Here is a 17387-nt window from a genome sequence, read left to right as displayed (position 1 = left end):
CCAAGGAATCCTGTCATGACCCAAGCCATTCGTTACGAAAAAGGCCAGGACGGCATCGTCCTCCTGACCATCGACATGCCGGGCCAGAGCGCCAACACCATGAACGCGGTGTACCGCGAAGCCATGGCCGAAAGCGTCGCCCGTTTGCAGGCGGAAAAAGATGACATCGCCGGGGTGATCATCACTTCGGCCAAGAAAACCTTCTTCGCCGGTGGCGACCTGAATGAACTGATCAAGGTCGGCAAGCCCGAAGCCAAGGCGTTCTACGACATGGTGCTGACTCTCAAGGGCCAGTTGCGCACCCTGGAAACCCTCGGCAAACCGGTGGTCGCGGCGATCAACGGCGCGGCGCTCGGCGGTGGCTGGGAAATCTGCCTGGCTTGCCACCACCGCGTGGCGCTGGACGATGCGTCGGTGCAACTCGGTTTGCCGGAAGTGACCCTCGGCCTGTTGCCGGGCGGCGGTGGCGTGGTGCGCATGGTACGCATGCTTGGCATCGAAAAGGCTTTGCCGTATCTGCTCGAAGGCAAGAAGGTCCGTCCGCAGCAGGCGTTGCAGGCCGGATTGATCGATGAACTGGCGGCGGATCGCGATGAGCTGCTGGCCAAGGCCCGGGCCTGGATCCTGGCCAATCCTGCGGCTGTGCAGCGTTGGGATGTGAAGGGTTATCAGATTCCCGGCGGCACACCATCCAATCCGAAAGTTGCTCAGATGCTGGCGATTGCGCCGTCGATCCTGCGTACCAAAACCCAGGGCACGTTGCCGGCACCGGAGAAAATTCTGTGTGCGGCGGTGGAAGGCGCGCAGGTGGATTTCGACACGGCGCACCTGATCGAAACCCGCTACTTCACCGAACTGACCACCGGCCAGATCTCGAAAAACTTGATCGGCACCTTCTGGTTCCAGCTCAATGAAATCAATGCCGGCGGTTCGCGTCCGCAGGATTTTGCGCCTTATGTGACGAAGCGCGTGGGCGTACTCGGCGCGGGCATGATGGGCGCCGGGATCGCCTATGTCAGCGCATCGGCCGGGATCGACGTGGTGCTCAAGGACATCAACCTTGCGGCTGCCGAAAAGGGCAAGGCGCATTCGGCGGCGTTGCTGGACAAGAAAGTCGCTCGCGGGCAAATGTCTGTGCAGCAGCGTGAAACGGTTCTGGCGCGGATTCATCCGACCGAAAGCGATGCCGATCTGGCAGGTTGCGATCTGATCATCGAGGCGGTGTTCGAGGATCGTCAACTCAAGGCCAAGGTCTCGGCAGCAGCGCAACAGGTGGTCGGTGCGGATGCGGTGATTGCTTCCAACACGTCGACCTTGCCAATCACTGGCTTGGCCACTGCAGTACCGGATCAAAGCAAGTTCATCGGCCTGCACTTCTTCAGCCCGGTGGAAAAGATGCCGCTGGTGGAAATCATCAAAGGCGCACAGACCAGCGAAGAAACCCTCGCACGCGGGTTCGATTTCGTACTGCAAATCAAGAAAACCCCGATTGTGGTCAACGACAATCGCGGCTTCTTCACGTCGCGAGTATTCGGCACCTTCACCAATGAAGGCATCGCGATGCTCGGTGAGGGCGTCAGTGCGCCGATGATCGAGACCGAAGCGCGCAAGGCCGGCATGCCTGTCGGGCCGCTGGCGATCTCTGACGAAGTTTCCCTCAGCCTGATGAGCCATATCCGTCAGCAAACGGCCAAAGACCTTCAAGCAGAAGGGAAACCGCTGATTGAGCACCCGGCGTTCGCCGTGATTGACTTGCTGCTCAACGAATACAAGCGGCCGGGCAAGGCGGCGGGAGGCGGTTTTTATGAGTACCCGGCGGGTGGGCAGAAACATCTATGGCCCGAACTGAAAACCCGTTTCGAGAAAGCCGACGGGCAGATTTCGCCGAAGGATGTACGTGACCGGCTGCTGTTCGTGCAGGCCATCGAAACCGTGCGTTGCGTGGAGGAGGGCGTGCTGACGTCGACGGCGGACGCCAACGTCGGCTCGATCTTCGGCATCGGTTTTGCGGCATGGACGGGCGGTGCGCTGCAGTTCATCAACCAATATGGTGTGAAGGACTTTGTCGCGCGGGCGCAGTACCTGGCGGAGCAGTACGGCGAGCGTTTCGCGCCGCCTGCGCTGCTGTTGGAAAAAGCCGCGAAAGGCGAGTTGTTCTAACGGGGTGGGGACGCATTTCGGGGCTTGCCTTGCCGGGTGGTTTCAAGGCAGGCTCTGGGGTGTGCATTATTCCCATCACGTGTCAGGTATTTTTTATGTCGCTACGCATCTGCATTCTGGAAACCGACATCCTGCGTCCGGAACTGGTCGATGAATATCAGGGTTACGGGCAGATGTTCCAGCGCCTGTTCTCGCAACAGCCGATCGCCGCCGAGTTCACGGTGTACAACGTGATGCAGGGCGATTATCCGAGTGATGACCTGACCTTCGATGCGTATCTGGTCACCGGCAGCAAGGCCGACTCGTTCGGTACCGATCCGTGGATCCAGACCCTCAAGCAATACCTGCTGAACCGCTATGAGCGCGGCGACAAACTGCTCGGCGTGTGCTTCGGCCATCAGCTGCTGGCACTGCTGCTGGGCGGCAAGAGCGAGCGCGCCACGCAAGGCTGGGGTGTCGGCATCCACAACTACAAACTGGCGGCCAAGGCGCCGTGGATGAGCCCGGTGCGTGAAGAGCTGACGCTGTTGATCAGCCACCAGGATCAAGTCACGGCGTTGCCGGAGAACGCCACGGTGATTGCATCGAGCGATTTCTGCCCGTTCGCCGCGTACCACATCAACGATCAGGTGCTGTGCTTCCAGGGGCATCCCGAATTTATTCACGACTACTCGCGAGCGCTGCTGGATCTGCGTCAGGAAGCGCTGGGCGAGCAGATCTACAGCAAGGGCGTGGCCAGCCTTGAAAACGATCACCACGGCGCCACGGTGGCGGAATGGATGATGCGTTTCGTGGCGCACAAGCCGACCGCTGCTTGAATCCAGGCGCCCCCGTGTTTTGCACGGGGGCGTTTTTTCTTATAGCCAGCCGGATTTCTTGAAGCTCGCCCACAGGCTCACGCAGCCGACCGTGATAAAGCCCAGCACGCCGAAATAGCCGTAGTGCCAGCTCAGCTCCGGCATGTTCTGGAAGTTCATCCCATAAATCCCCGCCACTGCCGTGGGGAACGCCAGAATCGCCGCCCATGCCGCGAATTTGCGCTGCACCACGCTCTGGCGTGACGCCTCCAGCAACACGCCGATTTCAATGGTCTGGCTGGCGATGTCGGCCAGGGTGGTCAGGTCTTCCATCTGCCGGTTCACGTGAATCTGCACATCGCGAAAGTACGGGCGCATGTTCTTGTCGATGAAGGGAAAGCTCAGCTTCTGCAGTTCCTCGCCGATTTCCACCATCGGCGCGGCGTAACGGCGCAGGCGCAGGACGTCGCGACGCAGGCCGTGCAGCTTCTGGATGTCGTATTCATTCAGTGCGCTGCACAACACGTTGCGTTCCAGTTCATCGATCTCGGCGTGGATCGCTTCGCCCACCGGCTGATAGTTTTCGATCACGAAATCCAGCAGCGCATACAGTACGAAATCTTCCCCGTGCTCCAGCAACAGCGGTCGCGCCTCACAGCGTTGGCGGACGTGGGCGTAGGACGCCGAGTGGCCGTTACGGGCAGTGATGATGTAGCCCTTGCCGGCAAAGATGTGGGTTTCGATGAACTGCAGAATCCCGTGTTCGCGCACCGGCGAGTAGGTGACGATGAACAGCGCGTCGCCAAAGGTTTCCAGCTTCGGCCGGCTGTGCTTTTCCAGGGCGTCTTCGATGGCCAGTTCGTGCAGGTTGAACTGGCGTTGCAGGTTGGAGAGTTCCTGGGCGTTCGGCTCTTCGAGGCCGATCCAGACGAAGTGGCCGGTCTTGGCGGCCCAGGCCGCGCCTTCGTCGAGGGAAATATTGGTGACTTTCTTACCGGCGCTGTAAACCGCAGCAGCAACAACTCGACCCATGGTGGTGATTCACTTCTTCTTGGCAGATGGCAGGGGAGACATGGCTTCAGCTTAGCCGTGTCGCTGCTTGAGAGTCAGTGAAATCTGCACAGTTCACCGGGCAAAAGAAAACCCGCACAGGGCGGGCTTCTTTTTCACGCGGCTTGCAGCTGCCGATCCATCGCATCGATGCATTCGCGCATCTGCTCGCGGCATTGGTTGATGAGCATGGGCATGTCGTCCATGGTCAGGCCGGCGGTAGGAATTGCCGGCAGCGAGCGTATGAGAATTTTCCCGCCGTGCCAGCGGTTCAGGCGCATGTGCTTGATGTAGCTGCTGACACACACCGGAACGATCGGCACCCCGGCAGCAATGGCCATCTGGAACGCGCCTTTCTTGAATGGCAGCAGTTCCTCGCCCAGGTTGCGGGTGCCTTCCGGGAACACCCAGATCGAGGTGTCTTTGTGCTGCAAGGTGTCGGTGGTGGTCAGCATCGACTGGCGCGCCTTGTGCGCGTTCCCACGATCGATCAACACATTGCCCGCCAGCCAGAACAGCTGCCCGAACAGCGGCACCCACTTCAGGCTCTTTTTGCCGATGCACACCGTCCGACGCGGCACCACGTTGCCGAACACGAACAGGTCGTAGTTGGACTGATGGTTGGCGATGATCACGCAGCTGTCGGGTTTGTTCATCAACGGGCCGACTTCGGCCTTCACTCGCAGACGCAAAATGCACATGGCCGGCAGTGCATAGAGGCGGGCGCACAGGCGACTGTTGTCCGGATTGAATGGCCGGCACAGCCCGAGGATCACTCCGAGGATCCCCGCCAGAACAAAGTGCAGGCCCATCAATAACATACGAAACACAAACAGCATTTTCAGGCCCATCGGGACAAAAGGTGGCGCAGTGTACGGATGTGCACTGTTTTCGGCAATTGCCGATATAGAGTCCGGAGATGGGCGATGTTTAAGCGCATGTTTCCGACTTGTTGGTCAGAGGCGTCCTAGAGCTGCTGCGGCGTTTTCAACAGGCCGCGTAAGAAAAAGCCCGACACGACGGTCGGGCTTTTCTGAAACGGTGCGAGCCGGGTATCAGCCCAGATGCTCCTGATCCTGGATGATCGCGTTGTCCAGGGTTTCCAGCAGCGCCTTGCGCACTTTCAGCTTGGTGTTCTTGTGCGCGGTCATGTTGATCTTCTTCAACTGACGCGCGGCGGCAAGGGCGGCACTTTGCAGTTCTTCGGCCGCGACCACTTTGTCGAGGAAGCCGGCATCCACTGCGCTTTGCGGATCGAACATCTCGCCGTTGATCACCGAGCGATGGAAGGCCGAGCGACGCAGACGATCACGAGCCAGCTCGATGCCGGCGTGGTGCATGGTCATGCCGATCTGCACTTCGTTCAGACCAATGCTGAACGGGCCGTCGACACCGATCCGGTAATCGGCGGACAACAGAATGAATGCGCCTTTGGCTACGGCATGCCCTGGGCAAGCGACGATCACCGGGAACGGGTGCGACAGCAGGCGGCGGGCCAGGGTCGAACCAGCAGTCACCAGGGACACGGCTTCTTTAGGGCCGGCGGTCATCACTTTCAGGTCGTAGCCGCCAGAGAGAATGCCCGGCTGACCGGTGATGATCACAATGGCACGATCCGCCACCGCCTGATCCAGCGCCGCGTTGAAGGCCGCGATCACGTCCGGGGAAATGGCGTTGACCTTGCCGTTGCTCAGGGTCAGGGTCGCGATACCGTCTTCGAGGTGGTAGGCAATCAGGTCGCTCATGGCGCAATTCCTTATAAGAAAGATGGGCAGACGTTACCCACCGTCGCCGGTCAGGTAAAGCACTGTGACTGACCCGCCGGTCACCCTTGAGCAGCTTGTCCGCCGCAACGTGCCCCATGGCTAACGCCTTCAAGCCTATATAGAAGGGCTGCGCCCACCCGAGATTGGCCGGATTGCCATGGCCGCTAGAAGGTGGAAGCGACTTTTTCTCTTAACCGCATGAAAATTCTGAAAAAAAGTTTGCCATCAGAAAAGCTTTCGACTACATTAGCGCGCCTCGACAGACAGAACATGTTTGAAGAGATACGGTGAAGTGTCCGAGTGGCTTAAGGAGCACGCCTGGAAAGTGTGTATACAGGAAACTGTATCGAGAGTTCGAATCTCTCCTTCACCGCCAAATTCGATGTAATCAAAACCCCTGGTTTCGAAAGAAACCAGGGGTTTTGTGCATTCTGGCGTCCTGATTTTTTTGGTCACAGAGATCGGTTCGGCTTCTTTTTGTCAGGGCATTACAATCGCGGTTTTATCCGGCATGTAAAAGGACGACCTCCATGATCATTTCCACCACCCAATCCATCGAAGGCCGGCAGATTACGGCGTATCTGGACATCGTCAGTGCCGAATCGGTGCAGGGCGTGAACGTGATTCGCGATATGTTCGCGGGCATGCGGGACTTTTTCGGCGGGCGTTCGCAGACACTGGAGCGGGCGTTGAAGGAGGCGCGGGTTCAGGCGACTGACGAGATCAAGGAGCGCGCGCGGGCCTTGCAGGCGGATGCGGTGGTCGGGGTGGATTTCGAGATCAGCATGCCGGCAGGGAAGGGTGGCATGGTTGTGGTGTTTGCGACCGGTACGGCGGTCAAGTTGCGCTGAGCATTGTTTCCGCTTGTGAGCCCATTCAACGGAATGGGCTCGTTGCTGACAATCAGCCCTGCGGTTTGAGCAGGATGGTGCCTTTCGAGTCGTAGGTCAGTGGGGTGTCGATCGCGACGAGTGGCGGGGTATCGCCTGGTTGAACTGGCTGAACCGGGTCCGGGTGGTATATGACGCCAGGCTGCAACGGGCTCGGCCCGGTCGGCTGCTTGATGACAATTTCACCTGAAGCGACTTTTTCCTTGAATTTCTCCGCCCCGGCTTTACCGGCGGCGATCTGCTCGTCCGTGAGCTTTACAACAGGCATCGTTGGGAATCCTTTGATTTCCATGTTCTCTCCTTGAGATTTATTGCGCAGGAAAAAGGGCAGCGGCCGGTCGCCGGGAATCTTTAGCCGCGTGAGACCAACGGTTCGTCGTTGTGTTTAATTTCCGTAGGCCATTCGTCGGGCCCCAGGCGATCTGAATAACAAGTCCAGGAATGACCGGCTAGTCTCAAAAGCCTTGGAGGTCGATATTTTTTCAGGCAAAAGGGTTTGCCGGTGTCGGCCCGCATTTGAAAAGGGGTGAAGAGATGACTGATCCGTACATCGAAGACGACGGGGCTGAATTTCCATTCAACAATTGCGTGCGCTGTGGCCAGACTGAGTATCAGGCCGGGTTTGGCGAGGATCCGGTGCAGACCGGCAAGATCAAGTCCGCGGCACCCAAGGGGCCTAAAGCAAAATTTCTGCCCAAAGTGACGACACGTTCCAGGAAGTAATCCGGATGCCACACAACCCCGCCATTGAGCGGGGTTTTTTGTTTCTTTTTTTTGAGAAGCGTCCTACAGAAATTGCGGATTCGTCTGGTTTCTTTCACAAACTTTTCACACCCGGCTGAGTAGGGTGAAGCCATCCGTTAGAAAGCAAGTCTCCAGCCCGTCTCCCCAGCGGGCTTTTTTTTGCCCGTCATAAAACCTTTCCGGTATTCGCTGTCCAATCGGCGCCAAGTGCGCTGCGGCGCTGGACATTGCGGCGGCAAGAGCATTCAATTTGCGCCCTTTTTTATTCCTTCTGTTGAGGTTTTTCGTCATGCGTTTAACTCTGCCTGCTCTGGTTCTGGGGCTTCTGGTTGCTCAAGGTGCAATGGCTGGCGACGGTACCGCCGCACTGGGCGGCGGCCTGGGCGGTGCGCTGGGTAACGTGGTTGGCCAGAAAATGGGTGGCAGCACCGGTGCAGCGATTGGTGCTGGTGTAGCGGGTGCTGCCGGCAGTGCATTGGCTGCCAAGAAAGGTGCTCGTACCAAAGCGGCCATCGGCGGCGGCGTCGGCGCGGCGGGCGGTTCGGTGATCGGTAACAGCCTGGGCGGCAAGACTGGCGCCACCATTGGTGCTGGCCTGGGTGGCGCAGCCGGTGGCGCGGTGGGCAGCAACCTGTCCAAGGGTCACAAGCGTCACTGATTGCCCGCGCGTGACTGGAAAGGCCCGGCTTTATGCCGGGCCTTTTCGTTGCTGAACGTTTTTCCCGGATGCGCCTCCAATACCACATAGCCCCCTCCGCGGGCGTACCGTCCCGACTCGGGACCTGTGAGGTCTGTATGCGATTGACATTATCCGCATTGGTTTTGGGATTGTTCGTGGCCCAAGGCGCCATGGCCGCCGGTGACGGCACGGCCGCCGTGGGTGGTGGATTGGGTGGTGCGTTGGGCAATGTGGTCGGCGGCCAGCTCGGCGGCAGCACCGGTGCTGCAGTGGGTGCCGGCGTTGGCGGTGCGGCCGGTAGTGCCGTCGGCGCGAACAAACGCAACCGCACGGAAGCCGCCATTGGCGGTGGCCTCGGCGCCGCAGGCGGCTCCGTGGTCGGCAACAGCCTCGGCGGTTCTACCGGTTCGACCATCGGCGCAGGGTTGGGCGGCGCGGCGGGTGGCGCGGTCGGCAACAACCTGGGTGACGATGGCGGCAAGTCGCACTCCGGGAGCGGCCACAAGCACAAGAACAAACACAAGAATCGTCATCGTTGAGTGACCGGTTCTACGGAAACCCGGCTTATGCCGGGTTTTTTGTGCCTGCGCGTCATGCGCAGGAACGAATGGCGACCATACTTTTCGAACGTCCTATACGAACGCGATTGACGAGGTGCGCCATGACTCCTGAAACCGAAGGCAAGGAAGAAAAAGGCCCGAGCGGATTGCCGTTTATCAATGATCCGGGAAATGAAGATCCGGGGTCGTTGATGGATGATGCGACGGTTCCGCTTTTGGAGGGTGAGGAGGAGCTTGAGTATGAGGATTTTGATGATGATGAGTGATGGGGCACTCGCCTCGTTGAATTTGGCGTGCGCCTACTCGACAGCCTTATCCTCCCGGACCTCAATGCGCCGCGGCCAATTGGTCAACACTGACTTCCCTGTCCGCACCAATGCCCGTGGAGCAGCGGTCTAATCCCTGCCATTCGCTATCGAACAAACGAAACGTCAATCCTGTCCGCGTTAATTTTGACAAATTGCCCATTCAGACGTGGGAATTCGTAGTGGATATCCTGATCAGTAAAATCGACAATCGACCGGAAAACTTCGCCATCCAGGTAGCCATAAATCTCACAGGGGAATCCGCTACCGAGCATCTTGATCTGCGTTTTTTCGCATTCTGAAGGTGATACACATTCTTCATCAGATAACACCATTTCGAACTCAACGTCGTAAGTTTTTCCCACCTCAATTTCTGAAGGGCTGTAGCTTACGAAGCACCTGACCGCTGTGCCCTCCACGACCAGCAAAATAGCTTCTTCTACATACGGGTCTATTTCGACAACCAGTGCTTTGTACGTCTTAGTCATGAGCGGGTCTCACTGTTTTATCTCGTGCATTACCATTGATCGTCCGCCAAAACTCTTTCCCACTTTTGGTGTGTAAAGTCGTAATTTCATCATTGGTGTTGGTACCAACGAAAGCGAATTTCGCTTCACCTTTTCGGTTAGTCCCCATCAACTGGATATACCCTGCTCGCAGCTCGCCCTTGTATAAGTACTCTACACGCGTGCCTTGATTCACAACGCCTCGCGCGGTGAGTAAGTACTCTTCGTTGCTCATCGCTTTGAATTCGGCGCCATGCTTTTCAAAATGCCCGGTAAGCTTTTCATCACTCCCAAAATTTTCGGGTCGAGATTTTGGCTTTGGAATCAGCGGTTCACCTTCGTCAACAACCGAACCACCCACCCCATCCGGCACCGGACAACCCGGCTTATGCGGTGGAGGACAATTGGACGTCAACCCCAACGGATCCACCCACCCCGTCGGATTCGGCACGTACCGGTACTGATTCAGCCCGCCCGCCAGCTTCACCGGATCCGGCGTCAGATACCGTCCCACCTCCGGGTCGTAATACCGGTGCCGGTTGTAATGCAGCCCGCTTTCGTCATCGAAGTACTGCCCCTGAAAGCGCAGTGGCTGGTTCAGGTAGTCCTCGGTCGCCAGTTCCAGCGAGGTGACCTTGCCGTAGGCGCTGTATTTGGCTGACCAGACGATGTCGCCGCTGTAATCGGTCAACTCCTGCGGGGTGCCGAGGTGGTCGAGTTGGTAATAGAACGGGCAGGCGCGTTTCGGGCCTTTGCCGTCGAGCATCGCCAGCGGGCGGAAGGTGCCGGGTTCGTAGATGAAGCTGCGGTGCTGGCCCTTGCTGCTTTCGGCGATCAGGTGGTCGCCTTGCCAGAAGAATTCGGTGGTCTGGCCGTCGACGGTTTTGCGGATGCGGCGGCCGAAGGCGTCGTATTGGTAGGTGGCGCTGGTGCCGTCGGGACGGGTCAGGCCGATCAGGCGGTGCTGGCTGTCGTAGCGGTATTCGGTGACGAGTGTCTGCGCACGGCCGCGGCGTTCGCGGATCAGGTTGCCGAAGGCGTCGTAGTCGTAATGACGGTCGCCCTGCATCAACAGGCGGTTGCCTTTGATCTGTGTCGGACCGGGGCGGTCCTGCATCAGCAGGTTGCCCGCCGGGTCGTGGGCAAAGTTTTCCGGCACATCGTCGCGGGTGTGGCGCACGCGGATCAGCCGGTCGAGGGCGTCGTACGTGTAGCTGCGCTGGCCGTGGCGGGTGTCGGCGATGTGTTCGAGGTTGCCGTTGGCGCTGTAGGCAAAGTCGCGACGGTACAGCGAGTTGCGTTGATGGCCTACAGCGTGGGCGCTTAACCGGCCCTGTTCGTCGTAGGCATATTCGCTGAGCAGCAGGCCTTGCTGACGCTGCTGTTCGCGGCCGTTCTGGTAGACGTGACGGGTGAGCAAGGCGCCGTTGAGGTCGATCGCGGTCAGCGTACCGCCCTTGGCGTAGTGGTAATCGAGCTTGCTGTTGTCCGGCAGACGCAGGCGGGTCAGTTGGCCGCAGGCGTCGTAGGTGTAACGCAGGGTGCCCCAGCCCTGGTGCTCGCGCACCAGACGGTCCTGCAGATCGTATTCGAAGGCCAGCGGGTGATCCTGGCCGTCATCCACGCCGACCAGCCGACCGAGGCGGTCATAGCGATAGCTGACCTCGACCCCGTCGGGTAGGGTCTTGAGCAGCAGACGCCCAGCATTATCGCGTTGGTAAGCAGTGACCAGCGTCGAGCCGTCATCGCCGAACTCGGTCTTTTCCAGTAGGTGGCCGTTGCGGTCGTAGGCGTAGGCGGTGCGCCGGCCATCGAAGCCGGTTTCCTGTCGGATCAGTCCGGTGGGCGTGTAGTCCAGCCGATACTTTTCGCCGGACTCGTTCTCGATTTCCGTGAGCAGCAGCTGCGCATGGTCGTAGCGGTATTGCAGCCGGGTGCCGTCGGGATTGATCCGCCGGCTGACCAGGTGCAGGTCGTCGTCATACTCGTAACGGGTGATCCGCCCCAGTTCATCGCGTTCGGCGGTGATCTGGCCGTAGGCGTTGTAGGACCAGGCGCGAGTGGCGCCATTCGGCGAGGTGGTCTGGATCAGCCGGCCAACGGCGTCCCACGCGTGGCGGGTGATGGCACCATGCTCGTCCTGCGCCGTAATCCGCCGCCCCAAAGTGTCGTAGGAAAACTTACGAACCCCACCGTCCGGCAGGCTTTCCTCGACCAACTGGCCCAGGTCGTTCCACACGAACACGTGCCGGCCACTGTCCGGATAACGGATCGACAGCAACCGCCCCTGCGCGTCGTAGTGGTAATGGGTGACGTGGCCGTCCGGATCGACCGCTTCGGTGATGTCACCCTGGGCATTGCGCCGGTACGCCCACACCGCATCGCCACGCGAACGGCTGTGCAGGAAACCATTGCGGTATTCGTAGGACGTCGGTGCATCGTCCGGCGGAATCAGCGCGATCAGCCGTCCGGCGGCGTCGTAGCGGTACTCGGTAACCGCCCCCAGCGCATCCTGCTCGGCGACCAGCCGGCCCGCCGAATCGTAGGCCTTGAGCTGTTCACCCCCGTCGGCGGCGACCTGACGCACCAGCCGCGCCGTGTCGTCGTGTACATAAACCTCTTCGCGACCGTCGACGTACTGCACCGTGACGCTACCGGCGTCATCCCAGACGTAACGCGTATCCATCTGCGAAAACGACGCCCAGTGCCGCACGCAACGCGCCGCCTTGCCGGCGCGCTCCCATTCCCAGAAGAAGCTCGCGCCGCCACTCAGCTGCCGTTGCAGGATGACATGCTGATCGTCGTAGTCGTAACGCTCGGTCTCGCCGACCGCGTTCGACGCCTCGATCAATCGATGGCGGGCATCAAAGCGATAACTGGCCAGCGTCTGCTCGGTACGCCAGGCAGACTCCCGAAAAACCTGATAATCGACCGCGACCAAGTGCGCGCGCTCGTAGCGCAGCAACAAGGAACGACCAGCGCCGTTGTCGAGGCGCTCAACTCGATCCAGACGATCCTGCGTAATACGCAACCGGTTACCGTAGGCATCGCTAACAGCAGTCAGACGACCAGCCCGAAAGTGATAAAACCGCGCCGCTTCCCCCGCCAGCGCAACAATCAACTCCTCCGGCTCGTCCCCCAGAAAGATCGCCGCCCGCGACAAGCTGTTGTGGATCTGCGGCCGCTCGACACTCGGCAACGGAAACCGCGTGCGCCGGTTCTCATGGTCAACCCAGACCACGCCATCGCCATCAACCTCCAGCCGATGCGCCAGCGAGTGACTCCAGCCAAACCCCAGCCCGACATCCATCTCGGCGGCACTAGTGCGATACAACCGGCTGAACTCAAACGGCAGCAGTCCATCAAGCACACCGTCAGTCAGCGTCAGCAGCTCTTCGCCGGTGACCATCGACACCGGACACCCATTGGTACAGGTCAGCGGCGCACAATCGGCGCTGTCGCCGTTGGGATTTTTCGCCTGATCCGAAGCCTCATCCCGAGGCTCATGCCGCTCCATTCGCGTCGTGCCATGGGACTTGTCACGGGCAATGGCCGCCGGATTAGGCACTGTCAGCACCAGCGCATCCCCCGTGCGAACCTCCAGCGGAATAGCCGGTGTCGGCCGCAACGGTGCCGGACCTGCATTGACCATCAGCGGTTTCAACGCGCTCGCATGCCGGGTCAGGTCAGGCGCCGAGGTCATCTCCGCCAACCGCAACGCCGACGCCGCCAGCCATTCCCGCGCACGCGGCGACTTGATCTTCCCCAGTACTTTGGTGCTCAACCGCAGCGGCACACCCATGCCACCCGACACGCACATCAGCAGAAAACTGACCAGCAGCTCGGCCCGAACCTCAGCCACCACTTCGGCCAGATACTGCGGCGGCAGCATCTTCAGCCAACTGGTAAAGGCCGCCAGATAGATGAACAGCAACGGCTCATCGCCGAGCATCAGCAGGCCATTGGCGATGGCCTCGCTGGACGCCTCAAGCAAGGCATCCAGTTCAGCACTGGACAGGTACTGCAGAAGCTTTTCGCTGTTGGCCTGCAAATCGGCGAGCAGGGCAAACAGCTGCTTCACGTCATCCCAGACACCATTCAGGGCGGATTCGAAGCCGTGCCAGTCAGCCCGTTGCAACTGCCCGTAACGCTCGGTGAAACCGGCGCTGGAAAACTCCGTCCACTGCGGTTGAAACCCTTTCCATTCCTCACGCAGCCAGCCTTCCAGGTCATCAACAAGGCCCTGATACGAGGCGTACAACGTCTGGATATGCGCGGTGGAAACATCGGGAAAGAAGGTGATGCGATAACGCTGGCCCCGGTCGCAATCGTCGACCTTGAGAATGCCGCTGGGGCCGATGGTGTAACGTCGCGGCTCGCCGAAACCCAGAACACCGTCGACATCGGAAATGACCGGTTCAAGGATCACCGGCGTATCACCGATCGGCACAAACCGTGCGGCTTCGAACATGTGCACCAGCGTCAGGGAGCCGCTGGCGGAACACATGGCCACGGAGGAACTGATGGGTTTGCGACTGCCAACCGGTGCACTGAGCCGCACATCGTTGCCGACCTGGAACACTTGCTCGACACCCAGCGCGGTGCCCGTCCAGAACTGCTCGGCCCAGGCGTCATAGTTGTTGAGGCAGAGGCGAAACTCCTTAAACAGCTTTTCGACGTCGGGCTGATCAGGGTTCAGCGCAGCGACCACCAGCAAACCAATGCTGTTGTTCAGTTTCAGGAGTTGGTCAGATGGAAGCATTCGCAGTCACTCGCGCGCATCAGGGGAATGGCGCGAAACTTTGCGGGGGATCAAACAGGAAAGAAGTCAGCCGAGTAGGCGATGTCTGTAGGGCGATTCTCTAAATGTGCGGGAGGGCGTTCGGCGGACAACCGACATTGCCCGTTGCTCAACCTCGGCCGCGCTCGTTATGCTGCTGAACCCTTTAATCAGATCCGAGCAGCGGTACCCGATGCCGCCTGGGATGTTTTTGATAACGGATCCGATGATGAATGCACCGCTGAAGGCGTTCGGCCCGATCAAGGCCGTGATTTTCGATATGGACGGTTTGCTGCTGGACACCGAGGGCATTTACACCGAGGTCACCTCGCTGATTGCCGAGCGGTACGGGCGCACGTTCGACTGGAGCATCAAGCAGAACATCATCGGCCGTGGCGCCGGCGATCTGGCGCGTTATGTGGTCGAGGCGCTGGACCTGCCGATCACCGCCGAAGAGTTTCTGGTGATCCGCGAGCCGCTGATGCGCGAGCGTTTTCCTACCGCGCAAGCGATGCCGGGCGCCGAGGAACTGATCCGCCACCTCAAGGCGCACAACATTCCGATTGCCGTCGGCACCAGTTCGTCGCGTCAGTCGTTCGGTCAGAAAACCACCTTGCACCGCGACTGGTTCGCGTTGTTCGACTTCATCGTCACCGCTGACGACCCGGAAGTCGGCGCGGCCAAACCGGCGCCGGATATCTTCCTCACCGCTGCGCGCCGCCTGGGTGTAGCGCCGGAAGATTGTCTGGTGTTCGAAGATTCGCCATTCGGCGTGACGGCAGCGAAAGCAGCCGGCATGACCGCCATCGCGATTCCCGATGCCGCCATGGCCGATGAAAAATACGCACACGCCGACGGGATTCTTCGTACGTTGAAGGCGTTCACGCCGAGTGCATGCGGATTGCCGGCGCTCGACTGGGCCTGATCAAATCGCGAACCAAAAAACGCCGCCCCTCTGTTAAAGGAGGGGCGGCGTTTTTCGTTATCGACTATCTGATCAATCAGGCGCCGAAACCACCATCGATGGTCAGGCTGGCACCGGTGATGTAACCGGCCTCCGGGCTTGCAAGGTAAGCCACGAAGCTGGCGATTTCCTCGGCTTTACCGTAGCGACCCACCGCCATCAGCGGGATCAGGCTGTCAGCGAACTCGCCATGAGCCGGGTTCATGTCGGTATCGACCGGGCCTGGCTGCACGTTGTTGATGGTGATGCCGCGTGGGCCGAGGTCGCGGGCCAGGCCTTTGGTCAGGCCGACCAGGGCAGATTTACTCATCGCATACACGCCGCCGCCAGCGAAGGGCATGCGGTCGGCGTTGGTGCTGCCGATGTTGATGATGCGCGAGCCTTCGCCCATGTGTTTGGCGGCTTCCTGGCTGGCGATGAACACGCTGCGCACGTTGATTGCCAGGGTCTGGTCGAAGTCTTCCAGTTTGAAGTCTTCCAGCGGTGCGACGGCCAGCACGCCCGCGTTGTTGACCAGGATGTCGAGGCGGCCAAAGGCTTCGACAGTGGCGTTCACCGCGTTGCGGATGGCGCTGGCGTCGGCGCTGTCAGCCTTGATCGCCAGGGCTTTGCCGCCGGTGGCAGTGATGCTGTTTTGCAGTTCTTCAGCCTTCGCGGCGGAGCTGACGTAGGTAAAGGCAACCGCGGCGCCTTCAGCGGCCAGGCGTTTGACGATGGCGGCACCGATGCCGCGAGAGCCGCCTTGAATCAGAGCGACTTTACCGCTGAGGTGTTGAGTGGTCATGTTCGATCTCCAGAAGTTTCAAGGCAGGCTGCCTTGGTGTGGTGTCGAGTATCTGCCCCTCGCCACCAGGCGGGTAGACCGTGGTTGCTATAGTCTGTGTAAACCAAAAGTTTAGAGTGGCGGCCATGGAAACCTTCAGCAGTATCGAATGCTTCGTGCGCAGCGCCGAAGTCGGCAGCTTTGCCGAAGCCGCACGACGCCTGAGCCTGACACCGGCCGCCGTGGGAAAAAGCGTGGCGAAACTGGAAGCGCGCCTCGGCGTGAGGCTGTTCCAGCGTAGCACTCGAAGATTGACCCTGACGGAAGCGGGGCAACTGTTTCTGAGTGAGGTCAGCGGCAGTCTGACCACCATCCAGAACGCGGTGAACAATCTGGCCAGCGCCGGTGGCCAACCGGCCGGTACGCTGAAAGTCAGCATGGGCACGGTGTTCGGCCGCTTGTACATCGTGCCGTTGCTGGGGGAGTTCCTGAAAAGGTTTCCGGCGATCAACCCCGACTGGCATTTCGATAACCGCCAGGTCGATCTGATCGGCCAGGGTTTCGATGCAGCGATTGGCGGCGGCTTCGAACTGCCCCAAGGCGTGGTGGCGCGCAGGCTGACGCCGGCGCATCGGGTGTTGGTAGCTTCTGCGGATTATCTGAATCGGTACGCGCCGATCAGCGAACCGGACGACCTCAAGCTGCACGACGGCATCCTGATCCGCTCACCGCAAACCGGTCGCGTGCGCTCCTGGCAGTTGACGCATCGCACCCGGCAACACAGCCCGCTGACGCTCAAGGCGCGAATGACCATGAGCGATTCCGAAGCCGCCTGCGGCACGGCGGCGCAGGGGTTGGGGATTGCACTGGTGAGCATGCCGTTCGCGGTCGGCTACCTAGAGGCGGGGACGTTGCAGCGGGTCCTGCCTGACTGGTACGTCGACGACGGCAACATCTCCATCTATTACGCCGAACACAAACTGCTGCCGGGCAAGACCCGGGCGTTCGTCGATTTTGTCATCGAGCAGTTTGCTCAGCAGGGGTTGGCCACACGCTTCTCGGCGGTTTGAAGAAGCGCAATTGAGCGTCTGCCTTCACTGTTTACCAATGAAGGCAGGCGCCGGTTCAACAGCGCATTATTGATACTTCAGCGTTATGGGCACCAGATCGGCCCGCACAGCGCGGCTGCTGTTGCCGCCGTGCTGCTGAGAAACGCCATGGTCCCGCCAAGGATCAATAACGCGTACACACGAGCGGTTGCATTTTTCATGTTCACCCTCCTTGATTTGCGTGAAAGCAACGGGAACTGCCATTAATCGAGTTGCCGAATCGTCAGTGAACCTGCGCCTCCTGTCAGGCACAACTGTCAGAAGTATCAGGTACGAAGTCTGCACTTGACGGGATTCCTTTTGAAGGCTCTGAA

General features: G+C 59.8%; 17 protein-coding genes and 1 tRNA gene. 10 read left to right on the top strand and 8 right to left on the bottom strand.

All coding sequences use genetic code 11. The annotated features are described in order from the left end of the window. Nucleotides 1-15: 15 nt before the first annotated feature. On the top strand, nucleotides 16-2160 hold the full coding sequence (locus AC1RT4_RS22600) for a 3-hydroxyacyl-CoA dehydrogenase NAD-binding domain-containing protein (RefSeq protein WP_493087977.1): 2145 nt from the start codon (nucleotides 16-18) through the stop codon (nucleotides 2158-2160). 95 nt (nucleotides 2161-2255) lie between these two features. Continuing rightward, nucleotides 2256-2978, top strand: coding sequence for an amidotransferase (locus AC1RT4_RS22595; RefSeq protein ID WP_493087975.1), 723 nt, complete (start codon nucleotides 2256-2258; stop codon nucleotides 2976-2978). A gap of 39 nt (nucleotides 2979-3017) precedes the next feature. Here the strand turns inward: AC1RT4_RS22595 and AC1RT4_RS22590 are convergent, their stop codons facing one another. From AC1RT4_RS22590 to AC1RT4_RS22580, 3 genes are all read right to left on the bottom strand, one after another. Then, entirely contained in the window at nucleotides 3018-3989 is a 972-nt protein-coding gene (locus AC1RT4_RS22590) for a magnesium and cobalt transport protein CorA (protein ID WP_007959954.1), read from the bottom strand. A 134-nt stretch (nucleotides 3990-4123) separates the two neighbouring features. Continuing rightward, a complete protein-coding gene (locus AC1RT4_RS22585; RefSeq protein ID WP_493087973.1) occupies nucleotides 4124-4846 on the bottom strand; it encodes a 1-acylglycerol-3-phosphate O-acyltransferase in 723 nt (240 codons plus the stop codon). A 216-nt stretch (nucleotides 4847-5062) separates the two neighbouring features. After that, nucleotides 5063-5752 (bottom strand): crotonase/enoyl-CoA hydratase family protein, encoded by a 690-nt coding sequence (locus tag AC1RT4_RS22580; protein WP_273902055.1) that lies wholly within the window; start codon nucleotides 5750-5752, stop codon nucleotides 5063-5065. 307 nt (nucleotides 5753-6059) lie between these two features. Between AC1RT4_RS22580 and AC1RT4_RS22575 the strand changes: the two genes are divergently transcribed. Both AC1RT4_RS22575 and AC1RT4_RS22570 read left to right on the top strand, forming a co-directional pair. Further along, nucleotides 6060-6149, top strand: a tRNA-Ser gene (locus AC1RT4_RS22575). Nucleotides 6150-6303: 154 nt separating this feature from the next. Further along, nucleotides 6304-6624, top strand: a complete 321-nt coding sequence (locus AC1RT4_RS22570; protein ID WP_064594651.1) for a YbjQ family protein — start codon at nucleotides 6304-6306, stop codon at nucleotides 6622-6624. Between the two features lie 52 nt (nucleotides 6625-6676). On the opposite strand, the gene AC1RT4_RS22565 is transcribed toward AC1RT4_RS22570, so the two are convergent. After that, nucleotides 6677-6955 carry a hypothetical protein gene (locus AC1RT4_RS22565; RefSeq protein WP_493087971.1) on the bottom strand — a complete coding sequence of 93 codons (279 nt, stop codon included), beginning with the start codon at nucleotides 6953-6955 and terminating at the stop codon, nucleotides 6677-6679. A gap of 242 nt (nucleotides 6956-7197) precedes the next feature. Between AC1RT4_RS22565 and AC1RT4_RS22560 the strand changes: the two genes are divergently transcribed. Continuing rightward, nucleotides 7198-7386 carry a hypothetical protein gene (locus AC1RT4_RS22560; protein WP_007952174.1) on the top strand — a complete coding sequence of 63 codons (189 nt, stop codon included), beginning with the start codon at nucleotides 7198-7200 and terminating at the stop codon, nucleotides 7384-7386. 105 nt (nucleotides 7387-7491) lie between these two features. On the opposite strand, the gene AC1RT4_RS22555 is transcribed toward AC1RT4_RS22560, so the two are convergent. Then, nucleotides 7492-7698 carry a hypothetical protein gene (locus tag AC1RT4_RS22555; RefSeq protein ID WP_493087969.1) on the bottom strand — a complete coding sequence of 69 codons (207 nt, stop codon included), beginning with the start codon at nucleotides 7696-7698 and terminating at the stop codon, nucleotides 7492-7494. Here AC1RT4_RS22555 and AC1RT4_RS22550 point away from each other — a divergent pair. From AC1RT4_RS22550 to AC1RT4_RS22540, 3 genes are all read left to right on the top strand, one after another. Then, entirely contained in the window at nucleotides 7697-8065 is a 369-nt protein-coding gene (locus AC1RT4_RS22550) for a glycine zipper domain-containing protein (protein ID WP_039769955.1), read from the top strand. The genes AC1RT4_RS22555 and AC1RT4_RS22550 overlap by 2 nt on opposite strands. A gap of 137 nt (nucleotides 8066-8202) precedes the next feature. After that, on the top strand, nucleotides 8203-8625 hold the full coding sequence (locus tag AC1RT4_RS22545; RefSeq protein WP_493087967.1) for a glycine zipper domain-containing protein: 423 nt from the start codon (nucleotides 8203-8205) through the stop codon (nucleotides 8623-8625). 122 nt (nucleotides 8626-8747) lie between these two features. After that, nucleotides 8748-8912 carry a hypothetical protein gene (locus tag AC1RT4_RS22540; protein ID WP_007952178.1) on the top strand — a complete coding sequence of 55 codons (165 nt, stop codon included), beginning with the start codon at nucleotides 8748-8750 and terminating at the stop codon, nucleotides 8910-8912. A 146-nt stretch (nucleotides 8913-9058) separates the two neighbouring features. Here the strand turns inward: AC1RT4_RS22540 and AC1RT4_RS22535 are convergent, their stop codons facing one another. Next, nucleotides 9059-9439 (bottom strand): UCP019853 family protein, encoded by a 381-nt coding sequence (locus tag AC1RT4_RS22535; protein WP_493087965.1) that lies wholly within the window; start codon nucleotides 9437-9439, stop codon nucleotides 9059-9061. Beyond that, nucleotides 9432-14219, bottom strand: a complete 4788-nt coding sequence (locus tag AC1RT4_RS22530; RefSeq protein ID WP_493087963.1) for an RHS repeat-associated core domain-containing protein — start codon at nucleotides 14217-14219, stop codon at nucleotides 9432-9434. Before AC1RT4_RS22530 ends, AC1RT4_RS22535 begins: the two co-directional genes overlap by 8 nt. Before the next feature lie 247 nt (nucleotides 14220-14466). On the opposite strand from AC1RT4_RS22530, the gene AC1RT4_RS22525 reads away from it, so the two are divergent. After that, a complete protein-coding gene (locus AC1RT4_RS22525; protein WP_007960113.1) occupies nucleotides 14467-15162 on the top strand; it encodes an HAD-IA family hydrolase in 696 nt (231 codons plus the stop codon). Between the two features lie 76 nt (nucleotides 15163-15238). Here the strand turns inward: AC1RT4_RS22525 and AC1RT4_RS22520 are convergent, their stop codons facing one another. Further along, nucleotides 15239-15985 carry a 3-oxoacyl-ACP reductase family protein gene (locus tag AC1RT4_RS22520; RefSeq protein ID WP_230736494.1) on the bottom strand — a complete coding sequence of 249 codons (747 nt, stop codon included), beginning with the start codon at nucleotides 15983-15985 and terminating at the stop codon, nucleotides 15239-15241. Between the two features lie 125 nt (nucleotides 15986-16110). Here AC1RT4_RS22520 and AC1RT4_RS22515 point away from each other — a divergent pair, with 125 nt between their 5' ends. Beyond that, nucleotides 16111-17034, top strand: coding sequence for a LysR family transcriptional regulator (locus AC1RT4_RS22515; RefSeq protein ID WP_493087961.1), 924 nt, complete (start codon nucleotides 16111-16113; stop codon nucleotides 17032-17034). Nucleotides 17035-17387 lie beyond the last annotated feature (353 nt).

The organism is Pseudomonas sp. GW821-FHT11D10 (assembly GCF_058808435.1).
This window is presented reverse-complemented; position numbering and strand designations above follow the sequence as displayed.

Coding starts and splice junctions, on each gene's coding strand:
- AC1RT4_RS22515 (WP_493087961.1), top strand. CDS start 16,111: ATGGAAACCTTCAGCAGTATCGAATGCTTCGTGCGCAGCGCCGAAGTC.
- AC1RT4_RS22520 (WP_230736494.1), bottom strand. CDS start 15,985: ATGACCACTCAACACCTCAGCGGTAAAGTCGCTCTGATTCAAGGCGGC.
- AC1RT4_RS22550 (WP_039769955.1), top strand. CDS start 7,697: ATGCGTTTAACTCTGCCTGCTCTGGTTCTGGGGCTTCTGGTTGCTCAA.
- AC1RT4_RS22530 (WP_493087963.1), bottom strand. CDS start 14,219: ATGCTTCCATCTGACCAACTCCTGAAACTGAACAACAGCATTGGTTTG.
- AC1RT4_RS22600 (WP_493087977.1), top strand. CDS start 16: ATGACCCAAGCCATTCGTTACGAAAAAGGCCAGGACGGCATCGTCCTC.
- AC1RT4_RS22585 (WP_493087973.1), bottom strand. CDS start 4,846: ATGCTGTTTGTGTTTCGTATGTTATTGATGGGCCTGCACTTTGTTCTG.
- AC1RT4_RS22535 (WP_493087965.1), bottom strand. CDS start 9,439: ATGACTAAGACGTACAAAGCACTGGTTGTCGAAATAGACCCGTATGTA.
- AC1RT4_RS22555 (WP_493087969.1), bottom strand. CDS start 7,698: ATGACGAAAAACCTCAACAGAAGGAATAAAAAAGGGCGCAAATTGAAT.
- AC1RT4_RS22590 (WP_007959954.1), bottom strand. CDS start 3,989: ATGGGTCGAGTTGTTGCTGCTGCGGTTTACAGCGCCGGTAAGAAAGTC.
- AC1RT4_RS22540 (WP_007952178.1), top strand. CDS start 8,748: ATGACTCCTGAAACCGAAGGCAAGGAAGAAAAAGGCCCGAGCGGATTG.
- AC1RT4_RS22595 (WP_493087975.1), top strand. CDS start 2,256: ATGTCGCTACGCATCTGCATTCTGGAAACCGACATCCTGCGTCCGGAA.
- AC1RT4_RS22545 (WP_493087967.1), top strand. CDS start 8,203: ATGCGATTGACATTATCCGCATTGGTTTTGGGATTGTTCGTGGCCCAA.
- AC1RT4_RS22525 (WP_007960113.1), top strand. CDS start 14,467: ATGAATGCACCGCTGAAGGCGTTCGGCCCGATCAAGGCCGTGATTTTC.
- AC1RT4_RS22580 (WP_273902055.1), bottom strand. CDS start 5,752: ATGAGCGACCTGATTGCCTACCACCTCGAAGACGGTATCGCGACCCTG.
- AC1RT4_RS22565 (WP_493087971.1), bottom strand. CDS start 6,955: ATGGAAATCAAAGGATTCCCAACGATGCCTGTTGTAAAGCTCACGGAC.
- AC1RT4_RS22560 (WP_007952174.1), top strand. CDS start 7,198: ATGACTGATCCGTACATCGAAGACGACGGGGCTGAATTTCCATTCAAC.
- AC1RT4_RS22570 (WP_064594651.1), top strand. CDS start 6,304: ATGATCATTTCCACCACCCAATCCATCGAAGGCCGGCAGATTACGGCG.